The following is a 15,304-nucleotide window of genomic DNA, read 5'->3' on the forward strand; positions in this document are numbered from 1 at the left end:
CCATGACCGTGAATGTGCCCGGTCGGCCGATGACCACGAACCTCGTCGGGCACGGCGGTGCGGACGCGCACGCCGGTGCCGACGCGGCCCACGGGGAGAAGCCGTGGTCACCCGGCCGGGAGCGCGGCCCCTCACCCCGGCAGGGGGACCGACTCCGCCCGCTCAGCCGACGCCAGGTCGAGGACCGGTTCGAGGACCTGGGCGATCTCTACGAGGAGACCTCCGGCGGAGCCACCCGCGCCGGGACCCGCTCCCGCGCCGACTTCCTGCGCCGGCTCGCGGGCGAGGTCCGGCGGCCCGGTTTCACCCTGCTGATCGCCGAGAACACCACCCTGACGGCCTTCGCCTACGGTTTCCCCGTGCGCGGCGCCGATCCGTGGTGGCAGGGGTGCGACACCCGTCTGCCCCGGACCGTGCGCGGCCTCGCGGTCACCGGCGGACTCTTCGCGGTCTCCGGGATCGTCGTCCCGCCCCGGGTGCGCACCCACTACCAGGACCGGGACTGGAACCTCGCCCGGCGCCTGCAACGCCGTCTGCTCGCCGATCACGCGCCGGCCCTCGGCGTCGCCCTGCTGCCCGCCGCCGACACCGAGACGCTGGCCGCGTACCGGGCCTGGGGCTGGCGGGACGTCGTAGCGGAAGCGCGTGATCCGCAGCCGTCCGCCGGGGCCTGCCGAGTGCTGCTCCTCGGCCGCTGAGCGCGTCAACCGGCGTCCATGGGCGGCAGGACATCTGTGCTCGCCGCGACAGAGATTCCCCGGGTGCGACTAGAGTTCCTGTAGGGGGAAACACGCTCCCCTGCGGCGGGCCTCCCTCTCCGGTGGCCCGCAGGAAAGGTGTCCATGCCCGCAGAAAGCCAGCAGCCCGCGGCCGACCGGCTCGACGACGACGACTACCCCGCCTACACCATGGGCCGGGCCGCCGAGCTGATCGCCTCCACCCCCGGTTTCCTCCGGTCACTGGGTGAGGCCGGGCTGATCACGCCGACGCGGTCGGACGGCGGTCACCGTCGCTACTCGCGTCATCAGCTCCGTACGGCCTCCCGCGCGCGCGAGCTGGTCGACCAGGGGACGCCCATCGAGGCCGCCTGCCGAATCATCAGCCTGGAGGACCGGCTGGACGAGGCGCTGCGTGTGAACGAGGAGCTGCGCCGGTCGTCCCATCGCTAGAAAATCTGATGCCGACGAAACAGAAATTCACTGTTTTGGGCGGCGCTTTTCTCACTCAATTCCGCCGCCGCCGAAATGGGTTCCGTGCTAGGCTGACTTCAGTTGCAGTTGTGGTTGCCAATTTTGAACCGGTTCTCCGGGCAGGTGATCATCACGGCGATGGAGGAGATTCGTAAAGTGCGGATCTCGTGCACTGCCTAGGAGTTAAGACATGGCCACCGGTACCGTGAAGTGGTTCAACGCGGAAAAGGGCTTCGGCTTCATCGAGCAGGACGGCGGCGGCGCTGACGTCTTCGCCCACTACTCGAACATCGCCACCCAGGGCTTCCGCGAGCTGCAGGAAGGTCAGAAGGTGACCTTCGACATCACGCAGGGCCAGAAGGGCCCGCAGGCGGAGAACATCGTTCCCGCCTAAGCACGCGAAGCTGCGAAACAGGGGCCCGCACCTTGGGTGCGGGTCCCTTTTCGTATCTGCTCATTTAGCTGCCGTTCTTCGGCCGTCCACCGTTCTTCGGCCGTTCTCCGGCCGCTCGGTTTTCCCCGAGGAGAAATCCTCCCCTCTCCTCCCGCTCGAACCCCTTGGTGAGGCACCATGCGCTGCGTGATCGCCCGTTACCCCTTCGATCTGACAAAGAGCGAGGTGGAGGAGATGCTCAAGGGCATCCGCCCGGAGCAGCCCGTCAGCGGCCCCTGCGCCGTCATCAGCCGCAAGCTGTACCCGGTCAAGCAGGTCGGCGAGGTGATCACCAAGCAGGACCGCCGTGACTTCACCGCCTTCGAGGTGACCCGGGCCCTGACCCGCCTCGGTTTCACCTGCCACGAGACGCCGCCCGCGCCGGCCACCCCCGCGCCCGCGCCCGCCGCGCCGCCCGCCGAGTCCGACTCCGGCCCCGAATCGACGTCGTACATCGGCACCACCCTGGGCTGACGCCTTCGCCCCCGCACACCTCTGTACCCCCCAAGCGACCACGCCGCCGATGAACCATCCGGGCGCGCGGTCGCTTTTTTCTGTGCCCAGCGCCCCGTGCGCCGTGCGGGGTCCTCGAACTTGAGCGGTGCGGCCCTTTCCGGCGCCTGCCGGAGGGGACCCTTCTCGCAGAAGTGTGTCACTTCAGCGCGGAGTGTCACGCTTTCGTGCCTCACCCCCGGTGGCACCGAGCGCTCCCGCACACCGCCCGACTGTGAGGACTCGCCTCACAGCTCCTTGTCGGGCCAGTCCAGCAGGCGGGCGCCGATCACCGCCGTCTGCAGCATGTACCGCTGGCCTGGGTCCGCCGGGTCCGCGCCGGTCAGCTGGTGGATGCGTTCGAGGCGGTACGTCAGCGCGCGCACGCTCAGGGAGAGTCGGCGCGCGGCCTCCGCGGCCACGCAGCCGCAGTCGAAGTAGGTCGAGAGCGTGTCCAGCAGGGGGCGCGGGCCGCCGCGCGCCCTGGTGAGCGGGCCCAGCGCGTCGAGCACCAGGTCGGCCATCGCCTGCCGGTCCCGGGTGAGCACCGGGTAGACCAGCAGGTCGGCGGCGCGCAGCAGCGGGCCCTCCAGGGTGAGCCGCTCGGCCAGTTCGAGGGTGTTCAGGGCCTCCTCGTACGACTGGACGATCCCGCCCGCGCCCGGCTGCGGACGGCCGATCGCCACCCGGGCGCCCTCCGCCGCCGCGTACGACTGCTTGGCGAAGTGGGTGAGGACGTCGTCCTGGTCGCCGGGCGCGACGCACAGCATCCGGCCGGCCTTCGTGGTGAGCAGGATGTTGCGGTCACCGAAACGGCTGATCATCGCGCGCTCCACCTGACGCGGCACCGGCGCGCTCTCGTCGTAGGGCGTCGGCCCCTGGACGACGGCGACGGCGTGCGTGTGGGACAGCCGCAGACCGAAACGCTCGGCGCGTTCGGCGAGCCGGCCCAGATCGCTGCGGCCGTAGAGCAGATCGTCGATGAACTCCCGTCGCGCCGCCTCCTCCTGCCGTACGGCGACCCGTTGGGCGCGTTCGTAGCCCTCGGTGAAGGCGTCGACGACCTGCTGCACCGCGGCGAGGGTGCAGTCGGCGGCGCCGGGAGTCTCCGGCCAGGCGGTGCGGGTCGCGGCGAGATGGGCGTTGACCAGGGCGCGCAGTCCGTGTCCGGCCTCGGCCGCGTGTTCGCCCAGGGCGCGGCGGGCCTCCAACTCGGCCCGGGTCAGGCGCCGTCCGGTCACGGCGACCTCCGCCAGGAGCTGCGCGTACCCCGTCAGATACTGCTCAGGTATTCCGCGCTCCGGCAACGCCGCCCCCTGTTTTCTTGACGCCCCGGTGACGCTTTCTTAGCGCGCCACCGGCATCAAGACCCTAATGAACACTGCCGGGTTCCGGCAATGCGCGGGCGTGCACCCCGCGTGCACCATGGCGCCAGGGGAGCACCGCGGATGGTTCGGGTGCCGGACACCGGCAGGTTTCCGGCACCAGAACCGCGATCCGGGCGTCCCCGTCGACAGTCGGGCGAGTAAGGGAACGGGGGGCCGGGATCATGGGGGCGTTCATCGCTGCCGCGACCGGTTTTCCCGCCGTTGTCTTCACCGCGGCGCTCGCCGTGGTCGTCCTCTACTGGCTGCTGGTCGCCCTCGGCGCGGCCGACGCGCACGGTCACGGTCATGCCCATGTGCAGGTCCACGTCCGCGGGCACGCTCACGTCAACGCTCGTGGGCACGGCTACGGCCGGTGGCTCGGCGGGGTCCCGGTGACCCTCGCCTTCTCGCTGTTCGTCGCCGTCGGCTGGCTGATCAGCTTCTGCGCGAGCGTGCTGCTCGTCCCCTCGGGCCCGGCCGGCGTCCTGGTCGGGGCGGTCGTGCTGATCGGCACCGCGTACGTCTCCTGGCAGGCGACCAAGCTGCTCGTACGGCCGCTGCACCGCCTCTTTCCCGACGAACACGGGCCGTCCCGGCTGGACTTCGTCGGGCTGACCTGCACCATTCGCACCGGGCGGGTGGACGCCGGGTTCGGGCAGGCCGAGGTCAGGGCGGCGGACGGCTCGGCCGCGACGGTCCAGGTCCGGCAGACGGGCAACGACGCCCTCGCCAGCGGCAGCACCGGACTGCTCTACGCCTATGACGAACCCGGCGAGTTCTTCTGGGTCGCGCCCTACGACAGCGCGCTGGACCCGAGGACCGGACCCGGCACGACGGGATAGGCCGCCGACTCGGGTCACCCGCACGCCCATTGGTCTCCGGTCGCCGATCCCGGCCTGTTTGTCGATCACCCTTCTCATCCCATGAGGACCCATGTCATGAACGCCATCACCGTGGGCATCGGTGTGTTCGTCGCCGTTGTCCTGCTCATCGCGCTCGCCCTGCTCCTGCTGGTCGGGCGGCTGTTCCGGAAGGTGGAGCAGGGGCGGGCGCTGATCGTCTCCAAGACGAAGAAGGTCGACGTCACCTTCACCGGGGCGGTCGTCCTGCCGGTGCTGCACAAGGCCGAGTTCATGGACATCTCGGTGAAGACGATCGAGATCCGCCGCACCGGGCGCGAGGGTCTGATCTGTCAGGACAACATCCGGGCCGACATCCACATCAGCTTCTTCGTGCGGGTCAACAAGACCGTCGAGGACGTGATCAAGGTCGCGCAGGCCATCGGCACCCAGACCGCGAGCGACCCGGTGGCGATCCAGGACTTCTTCGCCGCGAAGTTCTCCGAGGCGCTCAAGACCGTCGGCAAGCAACTGGACTTCGTCGACCTCTACACCAAGCGCGAGGAGTTCCGGGACCGGATCATCCAGGTCATCGGCACCGACCTCAACGGCTACCACCTCGACGACGCGGCCATCGACTTCCTCGAACAGACCCCGATGACCCAGCTCGACAACCAGAACATCCTGGACGCGCAGGGCATCCGCAAGATCACCGAGCTGACGACGATCGAGCACGTCCGCACCAACGAGTTCCAGCGCACCGAGCAGAAGGAGATCACCCGGCAGAACGTCGACGCCCGGGAGACCATCCTGGAGCTGGAGCGCCGGCAGGCGGAGGCGGAGATCAAGCAGCGCCGTGAGGTGGAGGTCCTGCGGGCGCGCGAGGAGGCCGCCACCGCGAAGGTCCAGGAGGAGGAACGGCTCGGCGCACAGACCGCGTTCCTGCGTACCGAGGAGCAGCTCGGCGTCCAGCGCGAGAACCAGGCCCGCGAGATCGCTGTCGCGCAGAAGAACCGCGAGCGGGTCATCGCCGTGGAGAACGAACGCATCGAGAAGGACCGGCTCCTCGAAGTCATCGCCCGCGAACGGGAGACGAGTCTGTCCGGGATCGCCCGTGACAAGGAGGTCGAGGTCGAGCGGCGCGAGGTCGCGGACGTGGTCCGGGAACGGATCGCCGTGGACCGTACGGTGGCCGAGCAGGAGGAGGCCATCAAGAAGCTGCGGGTGGTCGAGGAGGCGGAGCGCACCCGGCAGGCGGTGATCATCGCCGCGGAGGCCGAGGCGCAGGAGAAGCTGGTCAAGGACATCAAGGCGGCCGAGGCCGCGGAGGCCGCCGCCAAGCACCGCGCCGGTGAGCAACTCACCCTCGCCGACGCCCGGTTGAAGTCGGCCGATCTCGACGCCCGCGCCAAGCTCCGGCTTGCCGAGGGCATCCAGGCGGAGGCCGCCGCGGCCGGACTCGCCGAGGTCCAGGTCCGCGACAAGGAGGCCGAGGTCACCGTGAAGGCGGGCCGCGCCGAGGCCGAGGCCACGGGGGCGCGGCTGCGGGCGGAGGCGGAAGGCACCGAGGCCCGGCTGCGCGCGGAGGCCGAGGGCACCCGGGCCATGGCGCTCGCGGAGGCCGAGGGTGCCCAGGCGAAGGTGCTCGCGCAGGCCGAAGGCGTACGGGCGAACGCGCTCGCCGAAGCCACCGGTATCGGCGAGAAGCTCAAGGCCGAGGCGGACGGGCTCACCGAGAAGGCCGCCGCGATGGCCGCCCTCGACGACGCCTCGCGCGGCCACGAGGAGTACCGGCTGCGGCTCCAGGCCGAGAAGGAGATCCGGCTCGCGGGTCTCGACGTACAGCGGCAGGTCGCCGAGGCGCAGGCCACGGTCCTCGCGACCGGCCTGGAGAACGCCGACATCGACATCGTCGGCGGCGACACGGTCTTCTTCGACCGGCTGATGTCGTCGATCTCCCTCGGCCGGAGCGTCGACGGCTTCGTCCAGAACTCCGAGACGGCACAGGCGCTGGCACGCCCGTGGCTGGACGGCACGTCGAACATCGCCGAGGACCTCGGGCGGGTGCTCGGCTCGGTCTCCACGGCCGACGTGCAGAACCTCACCGTCTCCGCACTGCTGATGAAGCTGATGCGGACGGACACGGCGAACGCCGGCCCGCTACGGCAACTGCTCGACAGGGCCGGTGAGTTGGGCCTCGCGGATACTCCGCTGGCCGCGCTCAACGGCCACCCGGCGAAGGCCTGACACCCGGCGAGGGCCTCCCGCCCCGCCTCCACAGACGGTCCGGAACTGCCGCACAGGGGACGGCAGTTCCGGACCCACCACTTCTGATCACCCCGCCCGAGATCCTGAGAGGGACCCGACCCATGACCACCGGCCTGGACACCGGCACCTACGAGGTCCTGCGCGACCGCCTCGCCGCACAGGCCGCCGAACTCGCCCGCCGCGCGGAGGCGCTCAACGCCCGCCGGACCGAGGAGTTCGGCTCGACCCGGCTGGAACTCGCCGGCACCGGACGCCTCACCACCGAGCACCCGGCGGCGCCGCGGGACATCGTCGCCGTAGGGGACACGCTGCTCTTCGGCCACCGAACCTCCCCCGGCGTCACCCGGGAGACGGCGGTGGCCGACGTCCTCGCTCTCCACGACCGCCACGACCTGCGCAGGCTGCCCGAGAACGCCGTACCCGGACTCCTCGACGACCCGGAGTTCGTACGGGAGTTCACCACACTGCACCGCTACTACCGGCAGGCGCGGCTCCTCCGGCTCCGGCACGTCGACGGCAAGTTGCTGGCCGTCTTCCGCACCGGCGAGAAGGCCGACGACATCCGGGTGCTGCGCTGGACGCTCACGGACGACGGCCGGGCGGCGGCCTTCCTGGACGCGCACGGCGAACGCGACCACGTCTTCCCGCCGCCGTACGACTTCGACTGGACGGGGACTGGCCGCGAGGACCTCGTCCCCGGCCGGCACCCGCACGTTCGGATCCAGGACGGGCTGTACGTCGACACGCTGGGCGGCACCCTCACCGTGAAGGCGGAGGACAACACCGAGACAGGGGAGGGGATTTACTCCGAACCGGTGGACGAGCCGCTGCAGTCGCCGGCCGACGCGGAGATCGCGTACGCGCGGGTGGGTGCGCTGGTGCTGCTGCGGGTGCTCCCCTACAAGGAGGAGGCCCACCGCTACCTGGTCTTCAACCCGCTGACCAAGGGTGTCGTACGGCTGGACGGGATCGGGCGGTCGTGCCGGCGGCTGCCGGAGGAGCAGGGGATCGTGTTCCCGGGCGGGTACTGCCTGGTCACGGGGGAGTGCAAGACCTTCGAAGTGGACGTCACCGGGCTGGAGTTGGAGCGGATCGTCCGCTCGCCCAACGGGGAGGACGTGCTGTTCGGCTACCGGGAGCGGGGGTCGGGGCGGAGCCTGCTGCTGCCGTACAACCTGATCCGCAAGGAGGTCGCGGCGCCGCTGCCCGGGCAGGGATGGGCACTCTTCGACGACGGCATGGTGGTGGTGCTGGGCGGCGGGGAGGGAGAGGCCGCCCGCGTCCATCCGGTGCGGAGCTGGCGTACCCCGTTCGTCTCCGACACCCATGCCGCCGCTCAACTGACCGGTTCTGGGCCGCTGTTCCGGGTCGGGAACGCCGATCTCGTGCGCGGGATCTCCGACTGCCTGTCCCTGACCGGCGCGGTCGCGGGGATGGAGCCGACGGCGGAGGTGTACGAGGCACTGGTCGCCGCGTGTGTCCGGGCGGCGGACACGCACCACTGGCTGGGGGACGTCGAACTCGGCGATCTGCGCGGTCCGTTGGAGGAGGTGCGGGGTACGGCGGAGCAGGTCCTGACCGAGTTCGGGACGGTCCGGACTCTCACCGGGCGGGCCGCCGACGCCCTTGCCGAGGCTCTGGCCCATCTCGCCTCCCTCGTACGGCGGTTGCGGGGCGAGGCGTCCCGGGACGCGGCGGGCTGGGTCGCCGGGCTCACCGAACTCCGGCGGGCACAGGGGCACTTGCTGACGCTGAAGGAGATGCGGTACGCGGACACCGCGCGGATCGAGGAGGCGGCGGCCGAAGTTGAGGCGGATCTGCGGGTGTTCGGGCAGCGGGCCGTGTCGTTCCTGGCGCGCGGGGACGCGTTCGCCGGGCACCACGAGCTGATCGACACCCTGGTCGCGGAGGCCGGGACGCTGGCCAAGGTCGCCGAGGCGGCCCCGGTCGCGGCCCGCCTGGACGAACTGGCCGAAGGACTGCGGACGGTGACCGAGGTGGTCGCCGGACTCGACATCGGTGACGCGACGGTCCGTACGTCGATCCTGGAGCGGGTCGCCGAGGTGCTGGGCGGCGTCAACCGGGCCCGCGCCACGCTGGACGCCCGGCGGACGGAACTCCGGGACCGGGAGGGCCGGGCGGAGTTCGCGGCCGAGTTCGCGCTGCTGGCCCAGTCGGTGACCGGAGCCCTCGCGGACGCGGCCACCCCGGAGGCCTGCGACACCCAACTCGCCCTGTTGTTGGTGCGGTTGGAGAACCTGGAGGCCCGCTTCGCGGACTTCGACGACTTCCTCGCCGAACTGGCCGGCAAACGCGCCGAGATCCACGAGACCCTCTCGGCCCGCAAGCAGACCCTGGTCGACGAACGCGCCCGCAGGGCCGAGCAGTTGGCGGGGTCGGCGGTCCAGGTGCTGGAGACCGTGGGGCGGCGGGCGGTCGCGCTGGCCGACGCCGACGCGGTGAACGCCTACTTCGCCTCCGACCCGATGGTGACGAGGATCCGCCGCACCGCCGACCGACTCCGCGAACTCGGCGACCCGACAAGGGCGGAGGAGCTGACGGGCCGGCTCACGGCCGCCCACGCGGAGGCGGTCCGCGCGCTGCGCGACCGCGCCGACCTCTCCACGGACGGCGGCCGGACCCTCCGCCTGGGCCGCCACCGCTTCGCCGTGCACACCGAGCCCCTCGACCTCACCCTGGTCCCCTCCGGCGACGGCCTGGCCTTCGCCCTCACCGGCACGGACTACCGATCCCCGGTCAGGGACCCGGAGTTCGCGGCCACGCGCCCGTACTGGGACCGCCCGCTGCCCTCCGAGTCGCCCCGGGTCTACCGCGCCGAATACCTCGCCGCCCGCCTCCTCGACGAACACGGCGCGCAGGCCCTCGCCCAGGAGACCGACCTCGCCGCCCTGGTCCGCCGGGCCGCGCAGGAGTCGTACGACGAGGGTTACGAACGCGGTGTGCACGACCACGACGCGACCGCGATCCTCACGGCCCTGCTCGGCCGGTACGAGGAAGCGGGCCTGCTGCGCCACGAACCGGCCGCCCGCGCAAGCGCGTTGCTCTTCTGGACGCACGGCACGAACCCGCGGGCACGCGAGAAGTGGACCCGGCGCGCGAGATCACTGGCCCGGGCCCGCGACCTGTTCGGCCCCACTCCCGCCGACGCCGAACTCCGTACGGAACTCGCGAAGGAGCTGGGCGGCGAGCCCGCCGCGGCCTACCTCCTCGACGAACTCACCACCGCCCCCGAGGGCTTCGTGATCAGCGTGGGCGTCCGCACCCTGCTCGACAAGTTCCGCCGGGCGGTGGGCAGTTCGGCCTACGACGACGACCTGACCGCCCTCGACGACGACCTGCCCGCGCGCCGCCAGCTGGTGGAGGCCTGGCTGACGGCGTACACGACGGCGTCCGGGGCGCGGGTCGACCCGGGAGACCTGGCGGAGGCCGTGGCGGCCGAACTCTGCCCCGGCGCGCCGCGCTACGAGTCGGACGCGCGGCTGACCGAGACGGTGGGCGGACTGCTGGGCAGCCATCCTCGTGTCGTAGGGGGTGAGTTGCGTGTGAGGGTTGATGAACTCCTCGCCCGCACCCACGAGTTCCGCGTCCGGGACGTCCCCGGTCACCGCGCGTACCAGCGCCGTCGTACCGCTCTCGTCGCGGCGGAACGCGCCCGGCTGCGGCTCGACGAGTACCGGCCGCGCGTCCTGTCGTCCTTCGTCCGGGGCCGGCTCGTCGACGAGGTGTACCTCCCGCTGATCGGCGACAACCTGGCCCGCCAGCTCGGCACGGCGGGAGAGGACGGACCCGTCGGCACCGGCGGTCTGCTCCTGCTGATCTCCCCGCCGGGCTACGGCAAGACGACCCTCATGGAGTACGTCGCCGACCGGCTCGGGCTGGTCCTGGTCAAGGTCAGCGGCCCGGCCCTCGGGCACGGTGTCACCTCCCTCGACCCGGCCGAAGCGCCGAACGCGACCGCCCGCCAGGAGGTGGAGAAGGTCAACTTCGCGCTCGCGGCGGGCAACAACGTGCTGCTCCACCTCGACGACATCCAGCACACGTCACCCGAACTCCTCCAGAAATTCATCACGTTGTGCGACGCGACCCGGCGGATGGAGGGCGTGTGGGAGGGCGCGGCGCGCACCTACGACCTGCGGGGCAAGCGGTTCGCCGTCTGTATGACCGGCAACCCGTACACCGAGTCCGGCAGCCGGTTCCGGGTGCCCGACATGCTGGCCAACCGTGCCGACGTCTGGAACCTCGGCGACGTACTGACCGGCAAGGAGGCGCTGTTCGCCCTGAGTTTCGTCGAGAACGCGCTGACCTCGAACCCGGTACTGGCCCCGCTCGCCGGCCGCGACCGCGACGACCTGGACCTGCTGATCCGGCTGGCCCGTGGCGACGCGACGGCCCGGGCGGACCGCCTCTCCCATGCCTGCGACCCCGCCGAACTGGCCCGCATCGTCGCCGTGTTGGGGCATCTGCTGGCCGCCCGGGACACCGTCCTCGCGGTCAACGCCGCGTACATGGCGTCGGCGGCGACCACGGAAGCGGCCCGCACCGAACCGCCGTTCAGGCTCCAGGGGTCGTACCGCACCATGAACCGGATCGCCCGGCGCATCGAACCGGTGATGAACTCCCTTGAGGTGTCCGCCGTGTTGGACGACCACTACACGGCCGAGGCACAGACCCTGGGGACGGAGGCGGAGGCCAACCTGCTGAAGCTGGCGGAGCTGCGGGGCACCCTGACCGATGAACAGGCCCTGCGCTGGGGCGAGTTGAAGGCGGCGTTCCCGCGAGGGGCTTAGGGCCTAGAGCTGGAGCAGCCGTTGGGTGATCTCGCGGTACTGGCGGAGCGCGTGCCGGAGTTCGTCCGACTGGGACGTGAGGTCCGCTGGTTCCGCGACATCGGTGGGGGGCGTCGCGGGGGCCTGGTCGGCCCAGACGGCGCGGAGCAGTTCCCGGCGGGCCGCGAGGGCGCTCACCAGCTGCGCGGTGGCCTCGTCGTAGGCGCTCTCCGCCTCCGCCAGCGCGTCGCGCGGGGTGTCGGCGAAGGTGTTGAGGGCGTGCCGCAGCCGCTGGAGGACCTGCTCCCGCTCGGCCGACGGGAGCAGTGGCTCCGGGCCCGGTGCGCGGCGTTCGGTCGGGGTCCGGTTCTGGCCGGCGGGCTGCTGGGCGCGTGTCTGGTCGTACATCAGGATGCCGCTTCCGTTCCGCCTGAAGGCGTTCGTGCCTCGTCGGTCTTCTCGACGGCCTGTTCCAGGCCCCCGGAGACCCGGTCCGTCGTACCCTTCAACGACTGCGCAGTGCTGCCAGTCAACGTCCGGCGCGGGTCGGTGTCAACGCGAGGTCCGGAAGGCCGCCGGTCCGGCGGCGCGGCGGGGCTTTCGGGACCGCCCGTGGCTCAGTCGGCCTTGTGGGGCACCCACTCGCTGTCGTCCAGCGAGTAGCCGTACTGCGGACGCCCGCTCATACCGCTGGTGCGGAACGGCTTCCCCTGGTCGTCGATGCGCAGCACGCCCTTGCGGCCGCCGCTGGACCACGCCAGCTCCAGATACCAGCGCACGTCGTGGGAGGCCGCGGCGGCCGTGATGTACAGGACCTCGGGGTCGCTCTCGCTCACCTTGTACGGCAGGCCCGTCTGCCCGGACTTCGGCGTGGCCACCGGGCGGACCGCGTCCAGCCCGACGTCGAAGGAGTGCGTGGGCACCCCGCCGCCGCAGCCGACGCCGATGTACCCCATCTCGTACACGTTCCAGGCCGGCGGCGCACCGCTGTCGACGACCCGGACGTTCAGGGACTGCAGCACCACGGTGTCCTGGCCGGTGCCCTGCACGGTCAGCTCCAGGTACTGGCTGCCGGCGGAGACGGCGCCCAGCGCGCTCACCCAGCTCGGCGCGTCCTGCTCGGTCGGCGGCGGCGGCACCTTGGCCGCGTCCTGGTCGACCAGATAGGTCTGGCCGCACGGGCTCTCCCAGGCGTACGGCCGGGTCGTCACCGTCAGCGGAACGCCCGCTGCCACGTCCGCGGCCCCGCCGGCCTTCGCGCTCGGGGAGGCGGACGCCCCGCTCTTCGCCGTGGCGGACCCGGAAGGACTCACGGAGCCGGAGGGCGAGTCCGAGGCGGACGCCGAGGAGGTCGACTTCGCGGAGGCGGACGCGGACGAGGAGGGAGTGCCGCGCCCGGTGGAGGTCACGGAACCGGCCTCCTGCTTCCGGTCACCGCCGGCGCCGGACACGAAGTGGGGGACGAGCGCGGTGGCCGCCAGCACGACGGCCACCGCGGCGGCGGCGAACAGGGCGGTACGGCGGCGGTTGCGCGGGGCGGTCGCGGTCACCGGTACGGAGGGTTCGGGTGCGGGGGTGGGCTCCGGTGCCGGGGTGGACTCGGGTGCGGCGGAGGAGAGGTGTGCTTCAGGAGGGAGAGTCGCCTCTGTGACCGCGATGGTCGCTTCCGTGGCAGTGGTTACGGCCGTGCTCGCGGCGGTCGCGGCGGACTTCCGCTCGCGCTGGCGGGCGCCGTCGGCCAGGATCCAGCGGCGGTGCGCCTCGACGAGTTCGTCGGGGGTCGCCTTGCAGAGCCGGGCGAACCGTTCCACCGGGGCGTACTCGGTGGGTACGGCATCGCCGTTGCAGTAGCGGTGCAGCGTCGACGTGCTCATGTGCAGCCGCTTCGCGAGCACGCCGTAACTCAGCCCCGAACGGTCCTTGAGCTCCCGTATCAGCGCCGCGAAATCGGCCGTCTCGTCCACCACTGCCGCCCAGCCCCCATTCCAGTCCAGCGTTCCAGGGAAGCCGTGTTCCCCCAGGTAAGAGCCGGTGCGAACGTTCCAGGTTCCCGTAACTCCCGGCTGCTGTGGCGGGTGGGACGGAAAGCGGCACAAGCTCCGGTCATCAAAGCACGCCGCCCGCCGACCGGTTGGACGGCCCGCGAACTCCCGCCTCTCCGAAAGGGATCACCGCCATGTCCGCGTTCACCGCCCGTCCCCGTACCCGCCTCTTCGCCGCCGCGACCGTCGCACTCGCCGCGTTCTCGCTCACCGCCTGCAAAGGCGGGCTGGGAGTACAGGACTCCGGCGCGGTCTCCCCGAACCCCTCCAAGGTGACGACCTCGGCACCGTCCGGGACGGGGACCGGCCAGAGCGGCGGCAGCACCTCGGGCAACTCCTCCACGGGCGGCTCCTCTACCAGCGGCGGCACGGGTTCGGGCGGCGGCAAGACGAGCGGCGGCTCGGGTTCGACCTCCGGTTCGGGCTCGGGCTCGGGCTCCGGTTCGAGCGGCTCCACGAAGACCGTCACCTGCAGCGGCGCCAACACCAAGGTGACCGCCCAGCCGGTCAGCCGCCCCATCAACCACATGCTGCTCACCGTCACCAACACCGGCTCCAAGACCTGCGACCTCTACTACTACCCGGCCGTCAACTTCGACGACGCCCAGTCCGTACCGCCGGTCATCAAGGACTCCCAGCCACAGGCGGTGACCACGCTCGCACCGGGCCAGTCCGGCTACGCCGGCGTAGCCCTCTCCGGCGGCGACAACGGCAGCGGCACCAACGGCCGCACCGCCAAGTCCCTCTCCGTCTACTTCTTCGACCGCAACATGAACAGCATCAGCCCGGCGGCGACTCCTGCGCTTCCCAGCAAGGGCGTCTACGTCGACGACTCGCTCCGGGTGACGTACTGGCTGAGCAGCGCGCAGGATGCGTTGACTTACTGAGGCGGGGAGGGGCGGGGCGGGGCTGGACACGCAGCAACGCCAGTGGGCCCTCACCGATTCGGTGAGGGCCCACTGAACTGCTATTCGGCTGTCGGGGTGGCGGGATTTGAACCCACGACCTCTTCGTCCCGAATAATGTGCGGAAAGATGGCTGACCAGGATCGTTGAACGTATGTGCAGGCCAGGGCCTTGGTGTGCGTTGGTCAGCGTAGGTGCCGCGCGGCACGATTTCCTTGATCCACTCCCCGTTCGCTCCCCGGAGCTCGGCTCTGAGGCGCGGTCCGCTAGGCGAAGTTGCCATTCACTAAGCGCCATCCTCAACCACTCCGCCAGGCGTCATAACTTTCAGGAGCGATTTGGCGACTTGACGAATGCTGGTTTCCGCATCATGAGTCGCCCGGTCATTCAATATAACCAGCGTCTCCGAATCCGCTCCCCAGCTCTGCGCCAACAGGCGAATCGCGGCCGCGCGAACTTGCCAGTCCGGATCACTGACCCCTCTGCCTCTGAGATAGGCCGAAACGGCGGGAGTATGTGCATAATTTTCAACAATGAGCTCCAATACTGCTCGCCGAAAATAGGAATCTGAGTCATTAATGGCGGCCTCTTGGAGAAGGTCGAGGGAAATAGGGTGATCTTTATTATTCTCAGCCAGAACCTCAGCGACGGCAAGACGCACGTCTGATTCCTCATCCCCTGTCAAGCAGTTACGCAAGACGGCTTCCACATCCTCCGTCAGCTCTATATGCGGAAATTGACGTACTGCAGTTTCACGAACCATCGCACTTTCGTCAGTAGCAATGCATTCGCGAAGCAAAGGAACCAGGTGGGGACCACCACTCAGGCCCCCCAACATGTCAATGGCAGTGACTCGCACTCTCGCTTCATTGTCAGCAAGACACTCGCGGACCAACACCGCAGTTCCAGGATCCTCCCCCCAATGATTAGCAAGCACCTCAACAGCAGAGGAGCGAACCAACGCGTCCTCATCAGCAAGAC

12 protein-coding genes are annotated in these 15,304 nt (G+C 70.5%); 8 read left to right on the forward strand and 4 right to left on the reverse strand.

The window, feature by feature from the left end; genetic code table 11:
- Positions 1 to 29: 29 nt before the first annotated feature.
- The 4 genes from ACWDEW_RS13975 (at position 30) to ACWDEW_RS13990 (ending at position 2,097) form a co-directional block, all read left to right on the forward strand.
- Positions 30 to 698 (forward strand): hypothetical protein, encoded by a 669-nt coding sequence (locus ACWDEW_RS13975; RefSeq protein ID WP_450512615.1) that lies wholly within the window; start codon positions 30 to 32, stop codon positions 696 to 698.
- A 144-nt stretch (positions 699 to 842) separates the two neighbouring features.
- On the forward strand, positions 843 to 1,169 hold the full coding sequence (locus ACWDEW_RS13980; RefSeq protein ID WP_019070316.1) for a MerR family transcriptional regulator: 327 nt from the start codon (positions 843 to 845) through the stop codon (positions 1,167 to 1,169).
- A 211-nt stretch (positions 1,170 to 1,380) separates the two neighbouring features.
- Positions 1,381 to 1,584: a cold-shock protein gene (locus ACWDEW_RS13985; protein ID WP_019063123.1), complete on the forward strand. Its 204-nt coding sequence runs from the start codon at positions 1,381 to 1,383 to the stop codon at positions 1,582 to 1,584.
- 177 nt (positions 1,585 to 1,761) lie between these two features.
- The gene (locus tag ACWDEW_RS13990) at positions 1,762 to 2,097 is read left to right on the forward strand and encodes an SCO5918 family protein (protein WP_450512618.1); all 336 of its coding nucleotides are present in this window, start codon (positions 1,762 to 1,764) and stop codon (positions 2,095 to 2,097) included.
- A gap of 266 nt (positions 2,098 to 2,363) precedes the next feature.
- On the opposite strand, the gene ACWDEW_RS13995 is transcribed toward ACWDEW_RS13990, so the two are convergent.
- The gene (locus ACWDEW_RS13995) at positions 2,364 to 3,422 is read right to left on the reverse strand and encodes a PucR family transcriptional regulator (protein ID WP_450512620.1); all 1,059 of its coding nucleotides are present in this window, start codon (positions 3,420 to 3,422) and stop codon (positions 2,364 to 2,366) included.
- Between the two features lie 242 nt (positions 3,423 to 3,664).
- Between ACWDEW_RS13995 and ACWDEW_RS14000 the strand changes: the two genes are divergently transcribed.
- The 3 genes from ACWDEW_RS14000 (at position 3,665) to ACWDEW_RS14010 (ending at position 11,397) form a co-directional block, all read left to right on the forward strand.
- Positions 3,665 to 4,324: a hypothetical protein gene (locus ACWDEW_RS14000; RefSeq protein WP_450512622.1), complete on the forward strand. Its 660-nt coding sequence runs from the start codon at positions 3,665 to 3,667 to the stop codon at positions 4,322 to 4,324.
- Positions 4,325 to 4,420: 96 nt separating this feature from the next.
- A complete protein-coding gene (locus tag ACWDEW_RS14005) occupies positions 4,421 to 6,568 on the forward strand; it encodes a flotillin family protein (protein ID WP_450512624.1) in 2,148 nt (715 codons plus the stop codon).
- 122 nt (positions 6,569 to 6,690) lie between these two features.
- Positions 6,691 to 11,397 (forward strand): DNA repair ATPase, encoded by a 4,707-nt coding sequence (locus tag ACWDEW_RS14010; RefSeq protein WP_450512626.1) that lies wholly within the window; start codon positions 6,691 to 6,693, stop codon positions 11,395 to 11,397.
- A 3-nt stretch (positions 11,398 to 11,400) separates the two neighbouring features.
- On the opposite strand, the gene ACWDEW_RS14015 is transcribed toward ACWDEW_RS14010, so the two are convergent.
- Together ACWDEW_RS14015 and ACWDEW_RS14020 are read right to left on the reverse strand one after the other, a co-directional pair.
- A complete protein-coding gene (locus ACWDEW_RS14015) occupies positions 11,401 to 11,784 on the reverse strand; it encodes a hypothetical protein (RefSeq protein ID WP_450512628.1) in 384 nt (127 codons plus the stop codon).
- A gap of 209 nt (positions 11,785 to 11,993) precedes the next feature.
- A complete protein-coding gene (locus tag ACWDEW_RS14020) occupies positions 11,994 to 13,343 on the reverse strand; it encodes a helix-turn-helix domain-containing protein (protein WP_450512630.1) in 1,350 nt (449 codons plus the stop codon).
- A gap of 209 nt (positions 13,344 to 13,552) precedes the next feature.
- Here ACWDEW_RS14020 and ACWDEW_RS14025 point away from each other — a divergent pair, with 209 nt between their 5' ends.
- A complete protein-coding gene (locus ACWDEW_RS14025) occupies positions 13,553 to 14,305 on the forward strand; it encodes a DUF4232 domain-containing protein (protein ID WP_450512632.1) in 753 nt (250 codons plus the stop codon).
- 304 nt (positions 14,306 to 14,609) lie between these two features.
- Here the strand turns inward: ACWDEW_RS14025 and ACWDEW_RS14030 are convergent.
- A partial coding sequence (locus tag ACWDEW_RS14030; protein ID WP_450512634.1) for a HEAT repeat domain-containing protein occupies positions 14,610 to 15,304 on the reverse strand: 695 nt, incomplete at its 5' end.

It is taken from the genome of Streptomyces sp. NPDC001100 (assembly GCF_053598575.1).

Excerpts from the sequence above, each read along its gene's own strand:
- ACWDEW_RS13975 (WP_450512615.1), top strand. The coding sequence starts at position 30 with ATGACCACGAACCTCGTCGGGCACGGCGGTGCGGACGCGCACGCCGGT.
- ACWDEW_RS14010 (WP_450512626.1), top strand. The coding sequence starts at position 6,691 with ATGACCACCGGCCTGGACACCGGCACCTACGAGGTCCTGCGCGACCGC.
- ACWDEW_RS14000 (WP_450512622.1), top strand. The coding sequence starts at position 3,665 with ATGGGGGCGTTCATCGCTGCCGCGACCGGTTTTCCCGCCGTTGTCTTC.
- ACWDEW_RS13985 (WP_019063123.1), top strand. The coding sequence starts at position 1,381 with ATGGCCACCGGTACCGTGAAGTGGTTCAACGCGGAAAAGGGCTTCGGC.
- ACWDEW_RS14005 (WP_450512624.1), top strand. The coding sequence starts at position 4,421 with ATGAACGCCATCACCGTGGGCATCGGTGTGTTCGTCGCCGTTGTCCTG.
- ACWDEW_RS13980 (WP_019070316.1), top strand. The coding sequence starts at position 843 with ATGCCCGCAGAAAGCCAGCAGCCCGCGGCCGACCGGCTCGACGACGAC.
- ACWDEW_RS13990 (WP_450512618.1), top strand. The coding sequence starts at position 1,762 with ATGCGCTGCGTGATCGCCCGTTACCCCTTCGATCTGACAAAGAGCGAG.
- ACWDEW_RS14015 (WP_450512628.1), bottom strand. The coding sequence starts at position 11,784 with ATGTACGACCAGACACGCGCCCAGCAGCCCGCCGGCCAGAACCGGACC.
- ACWDEW_RS14025 (WP_450512632.1), top strand. The coding sequence starts at position 13,553 with ATGTCCGCGTTCACCGCCCGTCCCCGTACCCGCCTCTTCGCCGCCGCG.